This is a genomic window from Vibrio sp. 10N.286.52.C3, from assembly GCF_041468865.1.
Lineage (GTDB): Bacteria > Pseudomonadota > Gammaproteobacteria > Enterobacterales > Vibrionaceae > Vibrio > Vibrio crassostreae_C.
The window spans coordinates 27,394-50,564 of sequence record NZ_JBFRJM010000067.1 but is presented as its reverse complement, the minus strand read 5'-3'; the positions used below and the strand labels follow the sequence as shown (position 1 = coordinate 50,564).

At 45.3% G+C, this 23,171-nt stretch carries 20 protein-coding genes and 1 pseudogene; 14 read left to right on the top strand and 7 right to left on the bottom strand.

Annotation, left to right across the window (positions count from 1 at the left end):
- Positions 1 to 19: 19 nt before the first annotated feature.
- The 5 genes from ccoN to AB4138_RS20685 all read left to right on the top strand — a co-directional run bounded on the left by ccoN (position 20) and on the right by AB4138_RS20685 (position 5,169).
- The gene (gene ccoN / locus AB4138_RS20705; RefSeq protein WP_017069846.1) at positions 20 to 1,444 is read left to right on the top strand and encodes a cytochrome-c oxidase, cbb3-type subunit I; all 1,425 of its coding nucleotides are present in this window, start codon (positions 20 to 22) and stop codon (positions 1,442 to 1,444) included.
- Positions 1,445 to 2,059: a cbb3-type cytochrome c oxidase subunit II gene (locus AB4138_RS20700; protein ID WP_017064719.1), complete on the top strand. Its 615-nt coding sequence runs from the start codon at positions 1,445 to 1,447 to the stop codon at positions 2,057 to 2,059. It abuts the gene before it with no gap.
- On the top strand, positions 2,056 to 4,212 hold the full coding sequence (locus AB4138_RS20695; protein WP_102393760.1) for a cytochrome c: 2,157 nt from the start codon (positions 2,056 to 2,058) through the stop codon (positions 4,210 to 4,212). The genes AB4138_RS20700 and AB4138_RS20695 overlap by 4 nt, the downstream gene beginning before the upstream one ends.
- Before the next feature lie 265 nt (positions 4,213 to 4,477).
- A complete protein-coding gene (locus tag AB4138_RS20690) occupies positions 4,478 to 4,705 on the top strand; it encodes a PAS factor family protein (RefSeq protein ID WP_004730426.1) in 228 nt (75 codons plus the stop codon).
- Between the two features lie 281 nt (positions 4,706 to 4,986).
- Positions 4,987 to 5,169: a hypothetical protein gene (locus AB4138_RS20685; RefSeq protein WP_004730424.1), complete on the top strand. Its 183-nt coding sequence runs from the start codon at positions 4,987 to 4,989 to the stop codon at positions 5,167 to 5,169.
- 171 nt (positions 5,170 to 5,340) lie between these two features.
- Here the strand turns inward: AB4138_RS20685 and AB4138_RS20680 are convergent, their stop codons facing one another.
- From AB4138_RS20680 to AB4138_RS20650, 7 genes and pseudogenes are all read right to left on the bottom strand, one after another.
- The gene (locus AB4138_RS20680; RefSeq protein WP_372307525.1) at positions 5,341 to 6,633 is read right to left on the bottom strand and encodes an alpha/beta fold hydrolase; all 1,293 of its coding nucleotides are present in this window, start codon (positions 6,631 to 6,633) and stop codon (positions 5,341 to 5,343) included.
- 396 nt (positions 6,634 to 7,029) lie between these two features.
- Positions 7,030 to 7,767: a DUF3726 domain-containing protein gene (locus AB4138_RS20675; protein ID WP_372307522.1), complete on the bottom strand. Its 738-nt coding sequence runs from the start codon at positions 7,765 to 7,767 to the stop codon at positions 7,030 to 7,032.
- A pseudogene (locus tag AB4138_RS20670) lies at positions 7,764 to 9,589 on the bottom strand (hypothetical protein). Before AB4138_RS20670 ends, AB4138_RS20675 begins: the two are co-directional and overlap by 4 nt.
- Before the next feature lie 278 nt (positions 9,590 to 9,867).
- Positions 9,868 to 11,475: a BCCT family transporter gene (locus AB4138_RS20665; RefSeq protein WP_372307519.1), complete on the bottom strand. Its 1,608-nt coding sequence runs from the start codon at positions 11,473 to 11,475 to the stop codon at positions 9,868 to 9,870.
- Positions 11,476 to 11,706: 231 nt separating this feature from the next.
- Positions 11,707 to 12,702, bottom strand: a complete 996-nt coding sequence (locus AB4138_RS20660; RefSeq protein WP_008217072.1) for a membrane dipeptidase — start codon at positions 12,700 to 12,702, stop codon at positions 11,707 to 11,709.
- Positions 12,703 to 12,867: 165 nt separating this feature from the next.
- Positions 12,868 to 14,328, bottom strand: a complete 1,461-nt coding sequence (locus AB4138_RS20655) for an aldehyde dehydrogenase family protein (protein WP_372307517.1) — start codon at positions 14,326 to 14,328, stop codon at positions 12,868 to 12,870.
- A 187-nt stretch (positions 14,329 to 14,515) separates the two neighbouring features.
- Positions 14,516 to 14,914 (bottom strand): RidA family protein, encoded by a 399-nt coding sequence (locus AB4138_RS20650; protein WP_004741170.1) that lies wholly within the window; start codon positions 14,912 to 14,914, stop codon positions 14,516 to 14,518.
- A gap of 157 nt (positions 14,915 to 15,071) precedes the next feature.
- Here AB4138_RS20650 and AB4138_RS20645 point away from each other — a divergent pair, with 157 nt between their 5' ends.
- The 9 genes from AB4138_RS20645 (at position 15,072) to atpD (ending at position 23,158) form a co-directional block, all read left to right on the top strand.
- Complete coding sequence (locus tag AB4138_RS20645; RefSeq protein ID WP_372117877.1) at positions 15,072 to 15,956, top strand: LysR substrate-binding domain-containing protein; 885 nt, start codon at positions 15,072 to 15,074, stop codon at positions 15,954 to 15,956.
- A 759-nt stretch (positions 15,957 to 16,715) separates the two neighbouring features.
- On the top strand, positions 16,716 to 17,117 hold the full coding sequence (locus AB4138_RS20640) for an ATP synthase subunit I (RefSeq protein WP_372307514.1): 402 nt from the start codon (positions 16,716 to 16,718) through the stop codon (positions 17,115 to 17,117).
- A gap of 1 nt (position 17,118) precedes the next feature.
- On the top strand, positions 17,119 to 17,889 hold the full coding sequence (gene atpB, locus AB4138_RS20635) for a F0F1 ATP synthase subunit A (protein ID WP_372307511.1): 771 nt from the start codon (positions 17,119 to 17,121) through the stop codon (positions 17,887 to 17,889).
- A gap of 46 nt (positions 17,890 to 17,935) precedes the next feature.
- Positions 17,936 to 18,172 (top strand): F0F1 ATP synthase subunit C, encoded by a 237-nt coding sequence (atpE, locus tag AB4138_RS20630; protein ID WP_004730405.1) that lies wholly within the window; start codon positions 17,936 to 17,938, stop codon positions 18,170 to 18,172.
- A 55-nt stretch (positions 18,173 to 18,227) separates the two neighbouring features.
- Complete coding sequence (locus AB4138_RS20625) at positions 18,228 to 18,698, top strand: F0F1 ATP synthase subunit B (RefSeq protein WP_017060839.1); 471 nt, start codon at positions 18,228 to 18,230, stop codon at positions 18,696 to 18,698.
- Positions 18,699 to 18,709: 11 nt separating this feature from the next.
- Positions 18,710 to 19,261: a F0F1 ATP synthase subunit delta gene (locus AB4138_RS20620; protein WP_017060840.1), complete on the top strand. Its 552-nt coding sequence runs from the start codon at positions 18,710 to 18,712 to the stop codon at positions 19,259 to 19,261.
- Positions 19,262 to 19,270: 9 nt separating this feature from the next.
- Complete coding sequence (atpA, locus tag AB4138_RS20615) at positions 19,271 to 20,812, top strand: F0F1 ATP synthase subunit alpha (RefSeq protein ID WP_136974446.1); 1,542 nt, start codon at positions 19,271 to 19,273, stop codon at positions 20,810 to 20,812.
- A 46-nt stretch (positions 20,813 to 20,858) separates the two neighbouring features.
- Complete coding sequence (atpG, locus tag AB4138_RS20610; RefSeq protein ID WP_017064727.1) at positions 20,859 to 21,728, top strand: F0F1 ATP synthase subunit gamma; 870 nt, start codon at positions 20,859 to 20,861, stop codon at positions 21,726 to 21,728.
- 44 nt (positions 21,729 to 21,772) lie between these two features.
- Positions 21,773 to 23,158, top strand: a complete 1,386-nt coding sequence (gene atpD, locus AB4138_RS20605) for a F0F1 ATP synthase subunit beta (RefSeq protein ID WP_017060843.1) — start codon at positions 21,773 to 21,775, stop codon at positions 23,156 to 23,158.
- Positions 23,159 to 23,171: the final 13 nt, after the last annotated feature.

The following is a 23,171-nucleotide window of genomic DNA, read 5'->3' as shown; positions in this document are numbered from 1 at the left end:
CTAGGCAAGGAGCCTTGTTATGGAACAAGTGACAACGCAATACAGCATTAAGGTCGTGAAGTACTTCATCATTGCATCCTTAGTGTGGGCGATTGTAGGTATGATCATCGGCGTGATTCTCGCCGCGCAATTATATTGGCCAGTCTTAAACTTTGATTCTCAGTATTTCCAATTTGGTCGACTGCGTCCGCTACATACCTCTGGAGTAATTTACGGCTTCGTCGTGAATATCTTGATGGGGACGTCTTTGTACATTGCCCAGCGAACAGGCCATTGTGACTTGTTCAACAAAAGCCTTTCATGGATGGTATTTTGGGGCTGGCAATTCATCCTGTTACTTGCGGTCATTTCCTTACCCGCAGGCCACACTACCTCAAAAGAGTATGCGGAGCTTGAATGGCCAATCGACTTGATGATTGTGTTGGTTTGGGTGCTGTACGCGGTGTTGTTCTTTGGCACCCTTGCTAAACGAAAGGTCAGCCATATCTTTGTGGCTAACTGGTTCTTTGCTGCATTCATTATCGTCGTTGCAATGATTTTCATCGTGAACAACCTCGCGATGCCTGTGTTGGCGATGAAGTCCTACTCTGTGTTTGCAGGCGCTCAAGATGCGATTGTTCAATGGTGGTGGGGACATAATGCCGTCGGTTTCTTGCTGACCGCTGGTGTGATTGGTATGAACTACTATTTCATACCCAAAGCGGCGGATCGACCTATCTACTCGTACCGTTTGTCTGTGATCCATTTCTGGGGCTTGGTCGGCTTTTACACGTGGGCCGGAACGCACCATTTGGTTTATTCTTCTGTTCCCATCTGGATTCAGAACATCGGCATCGTTATGTCTTTGATCCTGTGGCTCCCTTCTTGGGCAGGCGCGTTCAATAGCGCAATGACCCTCCTACAAAATAAAGAAAAGCTGAAGTCCGACTACATTCTTTTATTCTTTTTCTCAGCGATTCTTTACTACTGCTTGGCAACATTCGAAGGTCCGCTACTCGCTATTCGCTGGTTCAACATGGTGGCACACAACACCGAATGGATCATCGGGCACGTACATTCCGCGGCTCTCGGATGGGTTGGGATGTCAGGGATAGCGGTTTTTTACTACTTCATTCCACGCTTATGGGGCCAAACCGATCTATGGTCACGACGACTGATTAAATGGCACTTTTGGCTTGCTCATGCTGGCGTCGCCATCTATGCAATAGCACTTTGGATCGCAGGCATCGGCGAGGGATATATGTGGCTCGCTCAAAATGAAAATGGCGAACTGATTTACAGTTTTGTAGAAGCTATGGACTTTAAAGCACCTTGGCTATTCATGCGTTTCTTTGGTGGCGCGCTGTTTGTACTTGGATTGTTCTTAATGGCTTTCAACTTGTACAAAACGGTTCGTATGCCCGTAACAAATGATGCTAAACACACTGTTAATGAAGGAGCTTAAATGATGAGTAAAGACTTTACACATTCAATCGTCATTTTAATTTTGACCACTGTTGTCGTGGCCTCCTTCTCTTTATTGGTCTGGGTAGTGCCAAGCATTGTCCGTGGCGATGATATTGCCAAAGGCAGCTTAGCGATGCCTCTCACACCGATTGAGTTAGCAGGCCGAGACATATACATCAGTGAAGGCTGCCATGTTTGTCACACACAAATGGTTCGCCCTCTAGAGCCAGAAGTGAAGCGTAATGGTCGCCCGAACCAAGAAGCAGACGATATCTATGAGTTTCCTAACTTGTGGGGCTCTAAACGTACTGGTCCTGACCTCACTAACTTAGGTAGAAAGTATTCTGACCAATGGCATGCTATTCACTTAATTGACCCTCGAAAAGTCGTACCGACCTCGATCATGCCCTCTTACCCGTGGCTATTTGAGCAGACTCTGACTGGCGATGATATTAGCGCCAAAATGGAAGTGTTACGTACCTTAGGTGTGCCTTATACCGATCAAGAAATTGGTGATGCCCGTTTGCAAGTAAGAGGCAAAACCAAAGGTGAAGCTCTGATTCGCTATTTACAAAGCCTGGGTAAAGATACGTCACAGGAGGTATCACAATGAGCACATTCTGGAATCTATGGGCGGTACTCTTAACCTTAATATTCTTTGTTCTGATGGTGTCTGTTGTCGTTAAATACTGGCGTAGCAATCACAAGGCCGATCACGACCACACCATTGGCACCTTTGATGGTATTGAAGAGAAAGATGCGCCTCCACCTAAGCTGTTATTTATCAGTTATGCAGTGGCATTTCTTTTGTCTGCGGGTTATTTGGTGCTCTACCCCGGGCTTGGAGAATGGGAAGGCTTAGTCGATTGGGAACAAAGCGACGATAAGCTCAGTTCACCATCCACCACTCTCAATGAGCAATTTGCACAAACCAGCGAAACCACGTTAGAGGGATTAGCTGCTGTCCCAGAGATCGTGAACAGCGGTAGGATTCTGTTCCAAACTCACTGTGCCGCTTGTCACCGAGATAATGCACAAGGTCAGAAACACTTCCCTAATCTTATCGACCAAGAATGGTTATACGGCGGCAGTGATGAAGCTGTGATCCATTCGATTGCCAAAGGGCGAAATGGAGCGATGCCGGGTTGGAGTGAAATCATGCGCCCAGACGAGGTGGCAAAAGTCTCCTACTATCTAGCCTCCCTCAACCAACGTCATACCGATGTGCCGGAGATTAAAGTCGAGCTCGGTAAAACCTTGTTCGTCCAATACTGTTCGTCTTGTCATGCCGATGGTGCTGTCGCTAACCCAGCGATTGGCGTACCTGATCTTTCCGATGATATCTGGCTTCACGGAGGGAGTATTGAAGAGATTCAGCACACCATCAATTACGGTTTGAACAACCTAATGCCTGCGTTTGATGAGCAGCTCAGTGAGAACGAGATACTCGCGCTTGGGGCTTATATCCGACACGCTGGTGACGTAGAGCAACAACGGCTCGCGAGCTTGAAAGCATCATCTGTTGAGCGCGGAGAATATCTCGCTTATGCCGGTGACTGTGTGGCTTGTCATAGTGCAGAAGGTGGCGAACCCTTTGCTGGCGGCCTACCCTTTGTCACCCCCTTCGGCACCGTGTATTCAACCAACATAACGCCACACACTACCGAAGGTATTGGGACTTATGACTTCGATGATTTCCGAGCGGCGTTAGTCGCAGGTAAAGGCAAGAATGGTTACCTGTACCCTGCAATGCCTTACACCTCCTATCAATACCTCACCGACCAAGACATGGTGGATTTATGGGAATACATGCAGTCAATCACCGCCGTGCCGCGACGCAATGATGACAACAGCATGATGTTTCCATCCAATATTCGCTTAGGTTTGCTTGGCTGGAACATCGTATTCATGGATACCGACCCTATTGATTATGAAGTGCCAGAGGAACTCAAAGGAGAAATTGAGAATGTCGATAAGTGGCAACAAGGCAAATATTGGGTCGCAGGACTTGGTCACTGTTCGGAGTGCCATACACCTCGAAATATTGCCCAAGCACTGATACCAGAACGTATTTTCCAAGGTAACTTGATCGACGGTTGGAACGCGCCTGATATTACAGCCAATGAGCTCTATATCGATGGTTGGGATGAAGCAACACTCACAGACTTTTTACACACAGGACATTCAGACAAAGGCACCGCTTTTGCGGGTATGGCTGATGTAGTGAAAAACAGCCTAAGCTTGATGACGCGTGAAGATATTGAGTCGATGTCCTATTACCTACTCAGTGGGGACATCAACAACACCATTGCCAGTGATGCCGTTCAGTTACAGCCTAAAGGGTTTGATGAAGCTGCGTATGCCAGTGAAATCTACACCACGTATCGTCAAACCTGTGGGGCCTGTCATGGTGACGATGGTAAAGGTCGCGATCCAATCGCCCCTACTCTGTTGAACAACGGTATTATCATGCACAGCGACCCATTCAATACCATTGCGGTAACCGTGCGCGGCTTGCAACCCACCTATCTCGACAAAGACAGAAATTTCATGCCAATGGCAAGTTTTGAGGATGTACTGTCGGATCAACGCTTAGCTGAGTTAATCACGTTTGTGCGTTTAAACCTTGGCGACAGAAATGAACCGGTCACGGCTGAGCATGTTCGAGAGGTAAGAGAAACACTTGAAGCAGCAGGCTATGCAGGTGGATTACACACCACACCTGAAATGTACGAAAATCGAGATAAGAACATTAACATACGATAGGCGCTGTAGCTGTGCGTAGCCGATTGGCTCAATAAACAGCGAACAGCACGTAACTTTTATCTTTGCTAACAAGCCAAAAGGAGACCACTGTGTCTCCTTTTCTTTTGCCCAAACCCGAGTTCCGACACTTTGCCGTACAACACAATTGTAACTAACTGATTACACAATTAAGCAGAGCTGCACATAATGCGATCAATCTCGCAGAACAAAGATGATACCAAGTGCATAATATGCAAAATTTTCTAAAGATGTACTAAGGACAGTTATGGATACAACTACACTCATCTACGATACGTTGGAAGGCCTGTCGAGCGCAAAGCCTCAGCAACACGCTCAAATCCGCCAAAATCTATATAACCAATTAGATTTATCATTTGAGAAGCAGTTGGCTTTGTATTCATCAGTTCTTGGTCCAGCAAGTGCTGGTAGATTGACCGATTTGGATAGTGCAGTGATGTCTGCACGCAAGATTGTTGGCTTAGAAAACAGCTAAGCAATCTTCAACCTATCTCAACTTTAACGCTGCCATTGTGCAGCGTTTTTTATGGACGCTATTTACGATAAGTAAGGTTGGTTACGATAAATGCTGTTAGTTGCGATAAATACGGTTAGTTGCGATAAACGCGGTTAAGAAGATAAGTGCAGTTGGGTCTGTTTTTCAAGTTACACGCATTCTCATTTGGTTAATCTTATGTTCCATTTTTAACAGGTGTGTAACCACAATAATGGCGCTAATGTTAGTAGCACGTTAACTACACATCGGATGGAAGAATCATGAGAGTACTTATTGAATATACACAGACAGGCAAATACCGTGATCATGCGTGGGAAGCATTAACGATTCGTTCAAAAGGCGAAATTCAAGCTGTGACTCCCTCTTATGCGGCTCAACTTATCGAACAAAACCGCGCCAGCTTATCGACCACTGAAAATCAAGATATCGTCATCCAACCTTAATGGCTTCAAGGGCTACCCCTCCTAGTTCCTTAAATCGAATAGTTCGATGACATAAAAAAACGCTGCATGGGTGCAGCGTTTTCTTGTTTCTGGCGTATCGTATTTCTAACGTAGATAGTTTCTAAAGTAGAAAGCTTCTAACGCATCTTGTTTCTAGTGCAAATAGCTTGATTACTTTGGCAGATTTTCTAACGCTTCAACCATCGTCATCAATTTATCGACAATCCTTTCGCCGTCTACTCGCAAGCCATTGTGTTCATATTCATTGGTGATCCACGCTTTCGAGTTAGGAATGTTCGCCAATGTTTCACGGCTGTAATCCAACTCAACGTACATGTCATCGGCGTAAACGGCACACGCCATTGGCACTGTATTCTTGCTCAACTGCTCTGCGTTGTACAAAGTGCCCCAGTCCGACTTTTCAGCCAACATGTTCGCGGCTTCACGCAGTGGCTTCAGCGTTTCAAGTTGGTCGAACATCCATGGGTACACCATTTCACCAGTAAACCAGAACTCACTGCCCGATTGGTAGTTGAAGTGTGGGTACTGCTCACGAACACGATGTGCAGACCAGTTAGACGCTGTACCTTGACAGTAAATCGATTCATGCAAGATTGCGTAAATTGGGTTAGTTAAGTAACCCTGCTCTTGCTGCATTTGATTTAGGAAGCTGTAGCTCAGCTGTCTGTTACCGTTCACTTCAACAAACGCACTCTCCAGTGTGAAATACATTGGAAGGTTTGCTTCGCCGCCACCAAGATTAATACCTATTAGCTGGAACTGTTCAACTGTGAACACCTGACCGTTTGGCAGTCTCACATCGTTGTTGAGCAGGTAATCAGAGATCTCGCGACACATAGCTTGTGCTTGTGGGAACTGAGCAAAGAAAGCTCTGTTTTTGTCTTCTACACGCTTGTAAGTCGCACGATAAACATCGTCAGCTTCTCGTTCAATAGAAGGAATGCCGCCCGTCACATAACAACGCTGCAAGCTCTGTGGGAACAGTGACAAATAGCTCAGTGTACAGAAGCCACCAAAGCTTTGACCAATCGTCGACCATTGCTTAATACCAAACTGTTCACGAATCGCTTCAGCGTCACGAACGATGTTATCCGCTCTGAGATGCGTTAAGTATTCGACTTGTTGTTCTGGAGACAAATGCGCCAAAGTTTCATGGCTGATAACCGTGCTGTTGCCAGTACCACGTTGGTCTAGAAGCAGAACACGGTAGTTTTGTAATGCACGCTTTAGCCAACCCGATTGACCACTCACCCGTGGAGAAGGAAAACCTGGGCCGCCTTGAAAGTAGATCAACCACGGCAGCTCTTGCTCATCTTTAGCGAGATCAACCAGCTCACGTGCGAAGACTTGGATCTGTTGTCCATCTTTGGCTTGATAATCAAGTGGCAACTCGAAAGAGTGCTGACGGTACAGGGTGGTTCCATCAATAAAGTTAGCTTGCACGCTTCATTCCTTTTTATCTGATTCTAAAGTCATTGGTACGAATAAAAATGGCACCCTTTGGCACCGTAGTTAGCAAGATACGCATACTAGCTTGTAAATGAAACCGTTTGTTGAACCTGAATGTGAAGGTACTTCATTAAATCGCCAAATTAGCTTTATACGCGTAACAACTTGTGTCAAAACAGAGAGTTTAAGATGTGATCTATTGAGAAGAAGAACAAAAGTGGGACACAAATAAAAAGAGCTTAACGAGGTGAGGATACGTTAAGCTCTTTGGTTTTATCTGTTGTAAATGAGGTTTTTAGGTTGAACAAGCTCAGGCTTTATAGGTTTAGTTTCTATAAGCCAAAGATCTATAAACTGAGCTTCTGTAACTTGTAGCTCTATAAAACAAAGCTAAGAAGCCTCGAGCTCACCTGCACCTTGAATTGAACGTTGGCTGTTTTCAACAAGGATAGCCGTCGCCGTTTCTTTCAACGCGCCCCACTCTCCTTCGTCAACTTCAATGCCCTCGTTCCACGCCTTCTCTTGAGTTTTAAAAAGCGCTTCCGATTCAATGTGTGTTTGGTAGCCATCTGACAAACGTTCGATATCGAAATCCTGGACGGAAAGCTCGATGGTCATATTGTGGATATGATCGTCCGATGCCAGAGGCAAATCTGATAAAAACAGTTCTGGTGCAACGCAACCACGGTTAAGCACATACAAGGTGCTCTTAGGATTTGAGCCATTATCCCAACGTGCGGTACATGCGATGCCTTTCGCTGCCAGTTTTACAAGCTCACTGTACGCTAACCAACGGTTATGGCAGTTGTTTAGCTCGATTTTCAGCGTCTTTTTACCGACCATTTTTTCAATGGCGTAATCCATCACCACAGGAAGATGACACGCTAAGCTCGCCTTGTGCAGGTCCACTTCAACTGTGTTGTCGCTTGTCACTTGGATGTCTACAGGGCAATCGTCTTCTAGCCCCATAAAGTTGCTCGCATTGTTAAAATGACGAACACCATCCAAGCCAACCATTTGTAAATCTGCCACCATGTTCGCTATCACATCGGCTTCACCACATGTACGACGCATACCCAGAAAGGCTTTATTAACGGCCGCTACCAGTTCATTGTGAGAAACGATCATAACGATTTACCTCTATGTTGAGCGTTGATATGTGTAGGAACTTTATTTGAGTCAGCGATCTCCGCTTCACTTGGTAAGATTGGGAACACCCATTCGTCCTGATGAATTTCGTCAAGCAGCGGTGCGCCTTGGAAGAAGGTCACGCGAACCCAACGATCTGAGCGAGGATCAAACTTAGTAGCACCAAACATAGCTAGCTTGCAACGTAACAGATGCATCGGCAGCGACTCTTTATGAAGCACGTTCATTTGAATGTCGCCCATCGCTTTGTTACCTAACGTCCACACACGGCGCGCAATGGCACGATGCTGCGGTTGTTTAACAAGGAATTCAGCCAATGAAAGCTCTGGCGCGAATTGCAATAAAGCATGGTACAGACGGTAAGCTTGACGGCCGATATCCAACGGCAGTTCGCGCTCTTCGCCGAGTTCCTCGCCTCGAACACCGAGCCTTGGCTCTTCTTTGTCCTGAGAGCGATACCAGAACCAGTAGTTATTTTCTGCTTTCGTAAAGTCAGTCGTGATCGCCCAACGGTACTTTTCTTCTAACACAACCAATAGGTCTTGGATCTTTTTGCCACTAGGAAGCGAGAGTGTTTCGCTACAATTCATTTGCTCTTGATGGGCGTCCACTAATTCTGGGTACAATTCCATCAAGCATGAGATAAGGATTTCTTGGGCTTCCATACTCATGTGCTTAGATTGTTCAACTAACTGCGCCCATGTATCGCAATGGTTTACAGACACTTCTAACGATTGCTCTGCGTGTTTCAACTCATCCACAGCAGCTTTGTTCAGCTCTTGCTGATGTTCATTGATGGTAACGACTTGTTCTAAATGACAAATCGCTTTTTTAACTAATGTACGTAGTGGCTTGATCAACACCGTATCCGTGTGATTAGCCAACACGTCAGCTAATGCATGTTCACGGGTTGTCATCCATTGGTCGACAATACTTGGGTGGTTAATCAGGTATGGCGCCATGCCTAAACCAGTAGCATTACCCACACCTAGATAGCGTTGTAAGCCTCTGTGCAAGGTAATCGCTTGTTCACCGCCTTGTTGCTCTGCTAGGTAATGAACCCAGTCGAGGCTAAATTCACGCAGCATGTATACCGCACACATCTGAGCACTGAACGACTGATTGAAATCTGCGCTCTTTTCTAAAATTTTGAAGTCAGCAATACCGAACTTACCATTGCCATAAACCGCAGTCGTTCTCAGGATATAACCTACTTCCGCTAACTCTTTTGGCGTTGGTTGAACCCCTTTAGCCAAGTGGCTCACTATGTGTTCAAACACACGCACACTTTTGTTGGCGCGCGCTAGAACAAGCACATTGTTAGGGTTACGGCCTGCTTCTTGTAGCGGTACATTCGCACGAAGTCTCTCAAGTAGAGCGACATCCACATCGCCAAGAACCAAAGCAAATGTTACGTCCCACTTTTCAGCAATTACACGGTCATTTCGTTCGTCGTCTGCAATCTCATCGCAGAACACAACCAAATGATAGACATGGTTTGGCGTCTGTAGCTTATAGATAGCATGACCATACCCTTGAGGGTCTAATTGCCACTCATGTTTAGTCACTTTCCATTGCTGTTGCGCCATTTTACGAATCAGAGTCCTTACGAAGCTGATGCGTGTTTGGTGCATAGCACCCAGTCTTTCCGGTGCCATGACGACCGTTGCGTCACGTAGTGCTGATTCAGTGTAGGTAGAACGATGTGCATCCATTTTGCTCACCACCTTTGTAGTTATAAGGGTTTTGCTAGCCATTCAGAACCGATCGTTGCTGTCTTTTGAAGCGTGTATAGCGACAGTATGTTGGTTAGCTTTCACGTTTTAATCGTTATTGATGTTGTCGAGGCAAGCGAACTCGCCCCTTATTATTTGTCCTGACTAGATCTCTTGACCTAAATAGTTGCCGTCCGATGTATCTTCACCAGTACGGGTTTTCTCTTCCTTTCGGAATCTGGTATCAGCCTTATTTCAAAGGCTGATACCTTGCTTCTCTTTAATTTTTAGAGAGCGTTACCTCTACAGTTTCTTTACAGATCCTGCTCTTCTACAAACTCTGCTTTTCTACAAACTCTGCTTTCTACAAACCTTGCTCTTTCGCCATCTTGATTGCGATTTGAGGCGCATTCCAAAGCGATGGCAGTAAGATTAAGGACACCGGAACCGCTGTGATTACGATGAAAGATTGCAGTGCTGAAATACCACCAGAGCCTAGAGAAATCAGAATCAACGCCGTTACGCCCATCATCACGCCCCAGAAAGTACGGATGATTGCATTCGGCTCTGTCTCACCACTGATTACAACACTGATGGTGTAAGTCATTGAGTCGCCAGTCGTTACGATGAAAATCGTAGTTAAGATCAGGAACAAGATAGAGATAAGCATCGGCATTGGTAATTGCTGAGTTACCGCTAGCAGAGCACCTGGTAAGTTAAAGCCTTCAAACGCTTTACTTACGCTGCCTGGATCTGCGATTTCGAACGCAAGACCAGAGCCACCAACAATCGTGAACCAGAAACAAGTAACAAACGGTGCAACTAAGCTGATGGTTGAAACCAGTTGGCGAATACTACGACCGCGAGAGATACGTGCAATAAAGATTGCCATCATTGGGCCGTAACCTAGGAACCAACCCCAGAAGAATACTGTCCACCAGCTCAACCACCCCTCGTCACCACGGTATGTCGCCATTGGGATGAAGTTATCGATCATGCTGCCTACACCTTGAATGTAGCCGTTAAAGATAAAGTTTGTAGGGCCAAAGATCAGGATGTAGACCATCAATGCCATTGCCAGAATCACGTTGTAACGGCTTAGCATTTGCATTCCACGGTTAAGGCCGCTCAATGCCGATAATGTGTATAGAACGATAGCGAATAAGATGATGATCAGCTGCGTCGTGAAGCCGTCAGGGATATCAAACAGTGCATTCAGTGCATAGCTCACTTGCAAGCCCAAGAAGCCGATAGGACCGATGGTGCCCGCCGCTACAGCGACAATACAACATGCATCAATTAAAGCGCCGGTGTGACCTTTCAGTGCACGTTCGCCTAATACTGGGTAAAGCAAAATACGCGGTTTAAGTGGCAAGCCTTTGTCGTAGTGAAGGTGCATAACCACGATAGACGTTAAGCTGCCGACGATTGCCCATGCAAGGAAACCCCAGTGCATGAAAGATTGTGATAACGCATTCACCGCGCCTTGCTGTGCGTTTTCTTGTGCACCGTACAATGGTGGTGGGCTAACGTAGTGAGCAATCGGCTCCGCTGCAGCCCAAAATACGCCGCCACCCGCAAGTAGCGTACAGAAGATGATCGCCATCCAACGGAAACCATCCATTTCAGGTTTCGCGATGCCGCCTAGGATAACCTTGCCTGTTCGCCCTGCCGCCAGGCCAAGACCAATAAGAAAAGTCAGAAGAAGTAGCATTTGCCAGTAAGGACCGAATACTTTGACCGACCACGCAAAGCCCGTGTTAACCAGAGTTGATAGCAATTCGCCATCAAATAGGGCCAGTGTCACGAACAGAGCGATAAAACCGCCGCTGTACCAAAGTGCCGGGTTGGATAACCCTAATTTGTCTGAGGTAGATTCAGACTCGTTTGTGTTGCTTGTTGCATTACTTGCTGTGTGTGCTTGACCCGCATTTAAGCTTGAAGATTTCACGCTATTGGTTAAATCAGACATACTCTGACTCCAGAGGTTTCTTTGCAGCTGTCATAAAAATGATGACTACAAGGGTGTATTTAACACCTGCCCTATTATTTTTGTGTTGAGCAGGCTAATCCATGTTTGGGTTACCGCGTTGCGAAATAGACCGTTGTTCCTTTTGAATAGTGAATTTTGTTAAAGCAGTACTCGCTAAATGAACGTATTTAGAAGACTGCTCATTAGATGCTGACTACTGAGAAAAACGACTTAGCCTTGGCTTTGAGGCTCTAGGCCATCTTTCAAAAAGTTAAACCAGTTTTCTCCTAAGACTTGTCCAGCTTCAGACTCGCTAAAACCATGACGCATCAATCCGTTATAAATATTTTCCATACCCGAACTACCACAGAACCAAGGCAACGCATCAGGCCAACCAGAGTTATTCGCAGAGCCTTCGCCGTAGTCCATCGCTTTAGACCAACGACCATTTCTCATCCATTCAAGGACAGCTTGAGGCTGGTTTAAGCATAGGTCACTACCAATACCGAGGTGTTCGACGCCAACCATGTCAGCAGTGGTCGCAACCATCTGACAGAAGTCTTCCAACGTACATTGGCTGCCGTTTGGTAGGTGGAATGGGTATAAGCTGAATCCGATTAAGCCACCGCGTGCAGTGAGCGCTTTAATCACATCGTTTGATTTGTTACGAAGTGCATCATGAGCAAACGTCGGGTTCGCGTGGCTGATACAAATAGGACGAGAAGACAAATCAATCGCTTCAAGTGTTGAGCGCTCGGCACTGTGAGACATATCGATGATCATGCCCACTCGGTTCATCTCTTCGATGGCTTGCTTACCAAAGCGAGTAATACCGGTATCGTTCTTCTCGTAACAACCTGTCGCCAATAAACTTTGGTTGTTGTACGTCAGTTGCATGATCAAAAGACCCTGCTTACGCATCACTTCGATAAGACCGATCTCATCATCGATTGGGGAACAGTTCTGAGCGCCTAAGAAAATGCCGACTTTGCCAGTTGCTTTTGCAGTCTCAACATCAGCCATTGAGTGAATCGGCATGATAAGGTCTGCATTCTGCTCGAATCTTAAGTTCCATTCTGCAAAGCGAGATAAGGTTTCACGAGCTGTCTCGTGGTAAACCGCGGTAGCGTGAACTGCTGTAATGCCGCTCGCCTTTAGTGTTTGGAAATATTCTCTGTTCCAATTGCAGTATTGCAATCCATCTATAACAATCCGTTGCTGGTACATAACCACTCCTATTGAAAGCTCAGTGTTCTAGCTCGGTTTTGAAAACACGCTCAAGTAGCATGTTTTCAAAAATGGGTTAAATCACTTATCTAAGTTCGTTTTCTGTTTTGGTTTGAATGTTGGCCTGACTCTGTGAATCAGGCCAATTCTTATATAGAAAGCAGATTAGTAAGGACGCTGGTAAGCCGTCTTCACTACTGTGTAGAACTCTTTTGCGTATTGACCTTGCTCACGAGGACCGAAGCTAGACTCTTTACGACCGCCAAACGGTACGTGGTAGTCGGTACCAGCAGTTGGTAGGTTAACCATCACACAACCAGTTTGAGCTTGTTGTTTGAACAGTGCGCTCGTACGTAGGCTTTGAGTGATGATGCCGCCAGTTAGGCCGAAGCGAGTGTCGTTGGTTGTCGCAATCGCTTCTTCTAGGTCAGCGACACGAATCACGCTTGCCATTGGTGCGAACACTTCTTCTTGGTTCACTTCCCAATCGTTCTTAGTGTTCAAGAACAACGTTGGAGACATGTAGAAACCTTCGTGTTGCATGCTCAAGCGTTCACCACCAAATGCCAGCTCACCGCCGCTTTGACGTGCTTTCTCAACCCAACCCAGGTTTGCTTCTAGTTGGTTGCCGTCAACGACAGGGCCCATGAACACACCCTCTTCCAGTGCGTGACCCACTTTCAACTCACTCATACGCTTAATCAGTGCTTCAACGTATTGGTCGTGAATGCTATCCATAACCACAAGGCGAGAAGACGCTGTACATTTTTGACCAGCACCCGAGAACGAACCTGCAATCGTTGCATCAACCGCAGTTTGGATGTCTGCATCGTCTGCAATAACAAGTGCGTTCTTACTGCCCATTTCCAGTTGGCAACGAACGAAGTTTGGCGCGGTAGCTGCCGCAACCTTACGACCCGTATCAACAGAACCGGTAAAGCTCACACCGTTCACTTCTTTAGAGTTGATCAGTGCATCACCTATTGTTGAACCGCTACCTAGCACAAGGTTAAACGTACCTGCAGGGATACCTTGGCGGTGGATGATCTCAGTTAGTGCAACCGCACTTGCTGGTGTTAGGTTTGCTGGTTTCCAGATAACGCTGTTACCGAAAGCCAGTGCTGGAGCGATTTTCCAAGCAGCCGTTGCTGTCGGGAAGTTCCAAGGAGAGATGATGCCGATAACGCCTACCGCTTCACGAGTCACTTCTACAGAAACACCTGGGCGTACTGAGTCTGCGTTGTCACCAATTTGACGAAGCACTTCAGCCGCGAAGTATTGGAAGAACTGACCAGCACGGTAAATCTCACCACGGCCTTCAGCAAAAGGCTTACCTTCTTCACGAGAAAGAAGCGTGCCTAGCTCATCGCAACGTGCAATCAGCTCATCACCAATCGCTTGAAGAACCGCTTGCTTACGTTCAATCGGCGTTTTTTCCCACTCTGGTTGAGCGTGTTTCGCCGCTGAAATCGCTTGTTGAACTTGCTCAGCACTTGCTTGTGCAAAGTTACCGATGTTTTCAGAAATATCTGATGGGTTAATGTTCGCTACGGTGCTTACACCCGCTTGCCATTCGCCGCCAATGTAAAGTGCGTTTTCTGCTTGAACATTCTGTAAGTGAGTCATCATTCTGTCCTTGTAACGTTAGGTTGCGGTTGAGTCTGGCAACCATCGGATTAATTAATAAATTGTTAATTTATATAGAGAATAAGTATTAATTTTGTATCTAGACGTAAAACTATTCGCTTGTATCAGTAAAGATCTGCGTAGACAAACAGCTTTGATTGGCAAATTGCCTCAGTTCACAGTCCATTTATTCAGGTTGAGACGCCGATGCATAAACCACGAACTCAACCAACATCTCTTCTCTAGCTAGCCCTGCAACAACGACTGCTGCACGATTTGGATAAGGTGCGTTGAAGTATTCTCCGTATACGCTGTTTACCGTTTTCAGGTATTCACGGTCAGTCACGTAAATCAGAACCTGCAGCACAGAATCCATCGATTCGCCTGCACACTCCAAGGTATGAACAAGGTTGTTAAAAGTCTGACGCGTTTGCGCTTCAATACCGCCTTCTACTACTGCGCCCGTTTCATCAATTGGAATCTGAGCCGTGTATAGAGTGCCGTTATTAACGATTGCCCACTCTAGTGGTGCTTTTGAAGCAAAAAGAGCGGTTTTTACTGGGTGTTTTTTAGTTTGTGCGTTCACGATTTCATCCAACTTTGTAACAACTATGTTTCAAGATGGTTAAATACTGCACCTTGACGCCTGATAAATCTAACGGTAAATTTTGTGCATTTGATAAATAAAATCTATCACCTTACAAAAAGTAAGATATAGCAAGGGCTAGAGAGGGATCGAAGTCATGAGTATTAAGCTACAACAGTTAAAACATTTCGTTTTGGTGGTCGAAGAAGGTGGATTTAGAGCGGCATCTCACCGTGCAAATCGATCGCAAGCGGCACTTTCGACTTCGATAAAAGAGTTGGAAAAAATACTCGGTCAACCTCTGTTTGAAACAGGCAACAAATCGACACTGACGCCTTTTGGAGAAATATGTTTGCCCAAGATCATTCAATTTCTGAACGTTTACAAAGCATTAGACAATGACTTACGCGCAGCGGCAGCAGGACAACAAGGAAGAGTTCGAATAGCGAGCGTGCCTTCGGTGGCCGCAAAACTCATCCCTAGTGTTTTAGGGGCATTTTGTGAGCAGTACCCGAATGTAGAAGTGAGTTTGATTGATGATAATGCGGCAGGGGTAGAAGCAAGATTACTCTCTGGCGAGGTGGATGTTGCCCTCGGTAATAGCTCCCATTTAGAAGAAGAGAGCATCGACTTCACGCCTTTGCTTTCTGATCCTATCGGTGTGGTGTGCCTCAAAGATAACCCTATCGCCTCTCAACGGGAAGGAATCGAATGGCAAACCTTGTTAAAGCAGCCCTTCATTCGTAACGGGACTTGCACCCTACTGGACCCAACACCTGCGCGCATGCTCAGCGAACAAGCCCTGTATTCCGTAGAGAACATTACTTCTCTGTTTTCTGTGCTGGAATTAGGCATTGGGGTAACCACGCTGCCTAAACTGGCCTTCCCTACCAATGAAACACGTTTAGTGTGGATTCCTTTGATCGACCCGCCGTTACAGAGACAAATTGGGATATTCCGACTGTCTGACCGTACTATCTCGCCCCAAGCGCAAGCTTTTCATGACTTGTGTATTCAATATCTGAGCTATGAAGCTTCATAAACCAGGTTTAGCAAATGGCAGTGCTGCACTGCCATTTGTTGCTTCAGAAAGTACGCTTTATCTGGCCGCATCAACCCCTATCAAGAAGCTCTTAAGTGGAGTTTGAACTTCATAAAAACGGTTTTAACACTCTCAATTCTTCTTCTCACCTTCCAATATAACCGGCCATAAATACCTCGATGAGTAACAAAAATGCGGATAACCTTTGATGTGACACAGTTTTTCCACGCTTCATGAGTAATAGATAAAAAATATATATTCCCGCGTTAATAAACGCACGCTGCTCGCTATAAATAACCAAATAGTGATGAATTAACACATCTAGAGTCCGACTCTAACTCTGATGAAAAGTTAATTTAAGTGCCTGAAAAATATAAATTGATTGCCTTCAATACACTTGGCTTGCCCCTGATTTATTCGAGCAGTTACCAATACTTCAAGTTATCAGTAAATCATCTGAAATATTCATGATTATAGTGACAGAATTATTACTTTCATAAATGGAAAATACTCATTTCAAAAATGGAATTATTGATGTCGATATTTGTCGTTTTGATCACATAATTTTAGGCGTAGTTTATATTTTGTCGAAACGAGAGCGAATTAGTTTATATCGTTCTATTTCGTCAGGAGATATAAAACCAGCAAGATTATCTCTTTGTTAACAAGCAAAGTTTTATTAACAAGTAAATGCGAGTAGCAAGACATATTCAAACTGTGTTTTATATGAGCTTACACTGTTAAATATAAGGTTTTATTATGAGGCTTAACGGGATAAGTGGTGACATTCTTGTTGCTGCTAAAAGAGTTGTTCTCTGCCAAGTAGTATTAGCCGTCGGTGTAGTTTTATATGAAGTGTTTTTTGGTAATAAAGTAGATATGGAATCGTCGGCTTTGGGTATCGTTATTGCGATGCTACCTCCGCTGTTTGGTTTTATATATGCAAGCCTAAAGGTGCGCAAGAATCCTAATTATAGTTTACGTGACTTAATGCAAATGAGTCGTGTCGTGAAAATAACTTATACGTTCTTAATGTTTATCATGGCGTTCCAGTTTTTCAAATTGGATAACCCAGTAATATTGTACGCATATATTCTCACTATGGTTGGGTACTTCTTAACACCATTTATTACTGCCTCTACAAGATCGGAGTACGTGTAGTATGGATCAAGTAACTACCGCTCACGAATACATAGAGCATCACTTAACCTTCTTAACTACAGGTGATGGTTTCTGGGCGTTCAACATCGACTCGATGTTGGTATCTTGGATTACGGGTTTACTGTTTATTGGAGCTTTTCGATACGTAGTGACCAAAGGAACCAGCGGTGTTCCAGGTCGATTTCAATGTTTTATCGAACTGATATTTGATTTTGTAAACAACCTAGTAAAAGAGATTTTTCAAGCGGAGGATAAATTAATAGGACCATTGGCATTAACCACTTTTGTTTGGGTGTTGTTGATGAACGCGGTCGATTTATTACCAATAGATTTCATACCAGCATTAAGTCGTGCAATGGGTCTAGAACACTTTAGAGATCTACCAACGGCGGACGTAAATATTCCAATATCGATGGCACTCGGTGTATTTATCTTACTGTTGACTTATACGTTTAAAAATAAAGGATTGAAAGGCTTTATCAAAGAGCTTACTACTCAGCCATTTGATAACCCTCTTTTATACCCTGTTAACTTAGTTCTTGAATTAATAACATTAATTTCAAAACCTATATCACTAGGCTTACGATTATTTGGAAACATGTATGCAGGTGAGATGATATTTATTCTTATCGCATTAATGCCATGGTGGATGCAATGGGCACTGAGTGTTCCTTGGGCACTATTCCACATATTAATCGTATTCTTACAAGCATTTATATTTATGGTACTGACCGTTGTTTATTTAGGTATGGCAACAGAAGAACACCACTAATTAATAACTAAAAATTTAACTAACAAATTATTTATCGGAGATACAAATGGATATCGTAAGCGCAGTTTTATATGTAGCAGGTGCATTACTGATTGGTTTAGGTGCGGCAGGTGCAGCGTCAGGTATTGGTAACTTGGCAGGTAAATACCTTGAGGGTGTTGCTCGTCAACCAGACCTTACTCCAATGCTTCGTACTCAATTCTTCATCATGATGGGTCTTGTCGATGCAGTACCAATGATCGGTGTTGGTATCGGTCTATACATCATCTTCGCCGTGGCTTAATCAAAAAGCTTTGAAAAGATCGATTTGTAATTAATCAAGATTTAGCGAGGAAGGTATGAACTTAAATGCAAGCATGTTTGGACAAGCAATCTCATTCGTGATTTTTGTTTGGCTCTGCATGAAATATGTATGGCCCCCTCTCACCGCGATGTTAGACGAGCGCCAAAAAGAAATCGCTGATGGTTTACGCCACTCAGAGAACGCTGCGAAAGAGCTAGAACTAGCAAAATCAAATGGCGCGCAACTCATCGAAGATGCAAGAAAAGATGTGACTGAACTGGTTGAACAGGGCCGAAAACGCCGCAATGAAATCATCAGCTTAGCGCAACAAGAAGCCGAGCAAGAAAAGGCACGCATCTTAGAACAAGGTAGAGCTGAGCTAGAAGGCGAACGCCAAAAGATACGCCGTGAACTTCAGGCAGATATGGCAGACGCAGTAATTCAAAGTGCACAGAAACTGATTAGCAAAAACCTAGATTCCGCAACGAACCGAGCGCTAGTTGACCAAATGATTAGCGAACTCTAAGGAGAGGCAATATGTCAGATTACACCAATATTGCTCATCCCTACGCCAAAGCATCGTTTGAATTTGCTTTAGGTGAAAACCAGTTACAAGAGTGGCACTCAATGCTGTCCATTCTTGTGGCTGTCGCGGAAGAAGAAACGATCGCTAGTCAGATTTCTTCAGCAGAAGGTGCTTCTACACACCAAACAGAAGAGCTGGCAAACCTCATCATTCATATTTGCCAAGGACTCGTTGATGACCACGTCATTAATCTCATTCGAGTCTTGGCCGAGAACGGCCGCCTTTCTGTTGTAAGAGACCTGTTTGAATTGTACTGCGAGCTAAAGGACGAACATGAACGTGTAGTGCCTGTCACTGTCACCAGTTCAGAAATGCTGACACAAGATCAAGTTACGTCACTAACAGCTGCACTTGAGAAGAAATTAGAGCGTCAGGTTGAAATGAAGCAGGTTATTGATGACACGTTAGTGGGTGGAATGGTCATCAAAGCGGGTGAAACCGTTATCGATGGTTCTTTAAACACATCAATTGACCGATTGGCTCATCAACTTCACGCGAGATAGGTAACAATTATGCAATTAAATTCAAATGAAATCAGCGATCTAATCAAAGAACGCATCTCGAAATTTAATGTGAGCACCGAGGCTCGCAATGAAGGCACTATCGTATCGGTTCGTGATGGCATCATCACAATCAATGGCCTTGCTGATGTTATGCAAGGCGAGATGATTGAGCTACCAGGTGGCAAATACGCACTCGCACTTAACCTCGATACCCACTCAGTAGGTGCGGTGGTTATGGGTCCCTACACTGACCTCTCTGAAGGTATGAAAGTGAAAGGTACAGGTCGTATCTTAGAAGTACCTGTAGGTAACGGACTTCTTGGTCGTGTAGTCAACACATTAGGCGAGCCAATCGATGGCAAAGGCCCAGTGAGTTGTGACCGACTCGACCCTGTAGAAGTGATTGCACCGGGTGTAATCGAACGTAAGTCTGTTGATCAACCTATTCAAACTGGTTATAAAGCGGTTGATACCATGGTGCCAATCGGTCGTGGTCAACGTGAGCTTATCATTGGTGACCGTCAGACGGGTAAAACAGCGTTAGCTATCGATGCGATCATCAATCAGAAAGATTCTGGCATCAAATGTGTGTATGTAGCGATTGGCCAAAAAGCCTCCACTATCGCTAATGTGGTTCGTAAACTCGAAGACCACGATGCGCTAAAAAACACCATCGTAGTCGTGGCATCAGCATCAGAGTCTGCAGCGCTTCAATACCTAGCCCCTTATGCGGGTTGCACCATGGGTGAATACTTCCGTGACCGCGGTGAAGATGCGCTGATCATCTATGATGACCTATCAAAACAAGCCGTTGCTTACCGTCAAATCTCATTGCTATTGAAACGCCCACCGGGTCGTGAAGCCTTCCCTGGCGACGTATTCTACCTTCACTCACGCCTACTAGAACGTGCAGCACGAGTGAATGCAGAGTATGTAGAGAAGTTCACTAACGGTGAAGTGAAAGGCCAAACAGGCTCATTAACGGCGCTTCCTATTATTGAAACTCAGGCGGGTGACGTATCAGCATTTGTACCAACCAACGTAATCTCCATCACCGATGGTCAGGTTTTCCTTCAAACCCAACTGTTTAACTCAGGCCTACGTCCTGCAGTAGACCCAGGTATCTCGGTATCTCGTGTGGGTGGTGCGGCACAATGCAAGATCATCAAGAAACTGTCTGGTGGTATCCGTACTTCATTAGCTCAATACCGCGAGCTAGCAGCATTTGCTCAATTCTCTTCTGACCTAGATGAGATGACGCGTAAACAGCTAGACCATGGTGAACGTGTTACCGAGTTAATGAAGCAAAAACAATACTCTCCAATGTCAGTCGCTGAGCAAGCAACGGTTATCTACGCAGCAGAGAAAGGCTACTTGGCCGGTGTTGAGCTAAACAACATTGCCCGTTTTGAAGAAGAGCTGATTGCTTATGCCAAAGGTCAGAACCCTGCGTTGTTCGAAAAAATCAACGCGACAGGCGATTACAATGACGACATCGACGGTGCTCTTAAAGAGATCCTAGAAGGTTTTGTTGGGATGAAAGCTTGGTAAGTGCTCCGGTTTGTTAGCTGGAAATCAAAACAAATAGGAGCAGATTATGGCAAGTACTAAAGAAATTCGCACCAAGATAGCCAGTGTTAGTAACACTCAGAAAATCACTAGCGCAATGGAAATGGTTGCAGCAAGTAAGATGCGCAAGGTTCAAGACAACATGACGCTAACTCGCCCCTACGCCGAGAACATGCGAAAAGTTATCTCTCATGTTGCATCGGGTTCCCTGGAGTACCAGCACCCTTACCTGCAACAGCGTGAACCTAAGCGTGTCGCTTACATCATTATCTCGTCCGATCGCGGCTTGTGTGGTGGCTTGAACTCAAACTTGTTCAAGAAAGTGTTAGAAGAAATGGAGCAATGGCGCACCAAGGGAGTCGAGGTAGAAACAACCTTAGTGGGATCTAAGGCTATCTCGTTCTTCCAACGCGGCGGCAACGTTATTGCACAAACGTCAGGTCTTGGCGATACACCTAAGTTAGAAGACATCTTAGGTACGGTGAATGCGATGCTCGGGCATTACGACGAAGGTAAAATCGATAGCTTGTATCTCGTTTACAACCAGTTCGTCAACACCATGGTTCAAGCGCCAACGACCTTGCAGTTGCTCCCCCACCCTTCGGATTCTGAGGAAGGTGGTGAGCCTAAAAAAGCGCGTCGTTGGGACTACATATATGAGCAAGCACCCAAAGACATACTCTCAGAACTGTTACATCGATACATCGAATCGCAAGTGTATCAAGGCATTGTTGAGAGCATTGCCTGTGAGCAAGCAGCCCGAATGGTCGCTATGAAAGCGGCGACTGATAACGCAGGCCAACTCATTGATGACTTGCAGTTGGTCTACAACAAGGCGCGTCAGGCTGCCATTACCCAAGAGCTGAGTGAAATAGTCTCAGGTGCCCAAGCTGTCTAGGGCTAGAAAAGACTGGGTCAAGAACAGAATTTGAGGATTTAAGAATGAGTGTTGGAAAAATAGTTAAAGTAATCGGCGCGGTGGTTGACGTCGAGTTCAGCGGCGGCAACAGCCCACGCGTTTATGATGCATTGAAAGTGACTAGCGACGAAGCAAGCTCGTTAGTATTGGAAGTACAACAACAACTGGGTAGCAATATCGTTCGTTGTATTGCAATGGGTACATCAGATGGCTTACGTCGTGGCCTAACGGTTGAAAACACAGGCTCTCCAATCACGGTTCCTGTCGGCGAAGAAACGCTAGGCCGTATCATGAACGTGCTTGGTCAACCTATCGATGAGTGTGGTGAAATCGGTCAGAAAGAAAACTACGAGATTCACCGTGAAGCCCCTTCTTATGAAGAACAAGCAAACAGCACTGAGCTTCTAGAAACAGGCGTTAAGGTTATCGACCTTATCTGTCCATTCGCTAAGGGTGGTAAAATTGGTCTGTTCGGTGGTGCTGGTGTAGGTAAAACCGTCAACATGATGGAGCTTATCAACAACATCGCCAAAGCCCACTCAGGTCTTTCTGTATTTACCGGTGTAGGTGAGCGTACTCGTGAAGGTAACGACTTCTACTACGAGATGAAAGAAGCAGGTGTACTAGACAAAGTAGCCATGGTTTACGGTCAAATGAACGAGCCACCGGGAAACCGTCTACGTGTAGCACTTACAGGCCTAACTATGGCTGAGCGCTTCCGTGATGAAGGTCGTGACGTACTGTTGTTCATTGATAACATTTACCGTTACACGCTTGCGGGAACAGAAGTATCAGCTCTGCTAGGTCGTATGCCTTCAGCAGTAGGTTACCAACCAACACTGGCTGAAGAGATGGGCGTACTTCAAGAGCGTATCACGTCAACAAAACAAGGCTCTATCACCTCTATCCAAGCAGTATACGTACCTGCGGATGACTTGACTGACCCATCGCCAGCAACAACCTTTGCTCACTTAGATGCGACCGTTGTACTGTCTCGTAACATCGCGGCACTGGGTCTATACCCTGCGATTGACCCGTTAGATTCAACGTCACGTCAGTTAGATCCGCTGATCGTAGGCCAAGAGCACTACGACATTGCACAAAAAGTACAAACAACGCTGCAACGCTACAAAGAGCTAAAAGACATCATCGCGATTCTTGGTATGGATGAGCTGTCTACTGAAGACAAACAGACCGTATCTCGCGCTCGTAAGATTGAACGTTTCTTAACGCAGCCTTACCACGTAGCCGAAGTGTTTACCGGTCAGAAAGGTGTCTTTGTACCGCTAAGCGAAACACTAAGAGGCTTTAAAGGTCTATTGAGCGGTGAATATGACGATATCCCAGAGCAAGCGTTCTTGTACTGTGGCTCTATCGACGAAGTGCTTAACAAAGCAAAATCACTCTAAGAGGCAGGTGCAC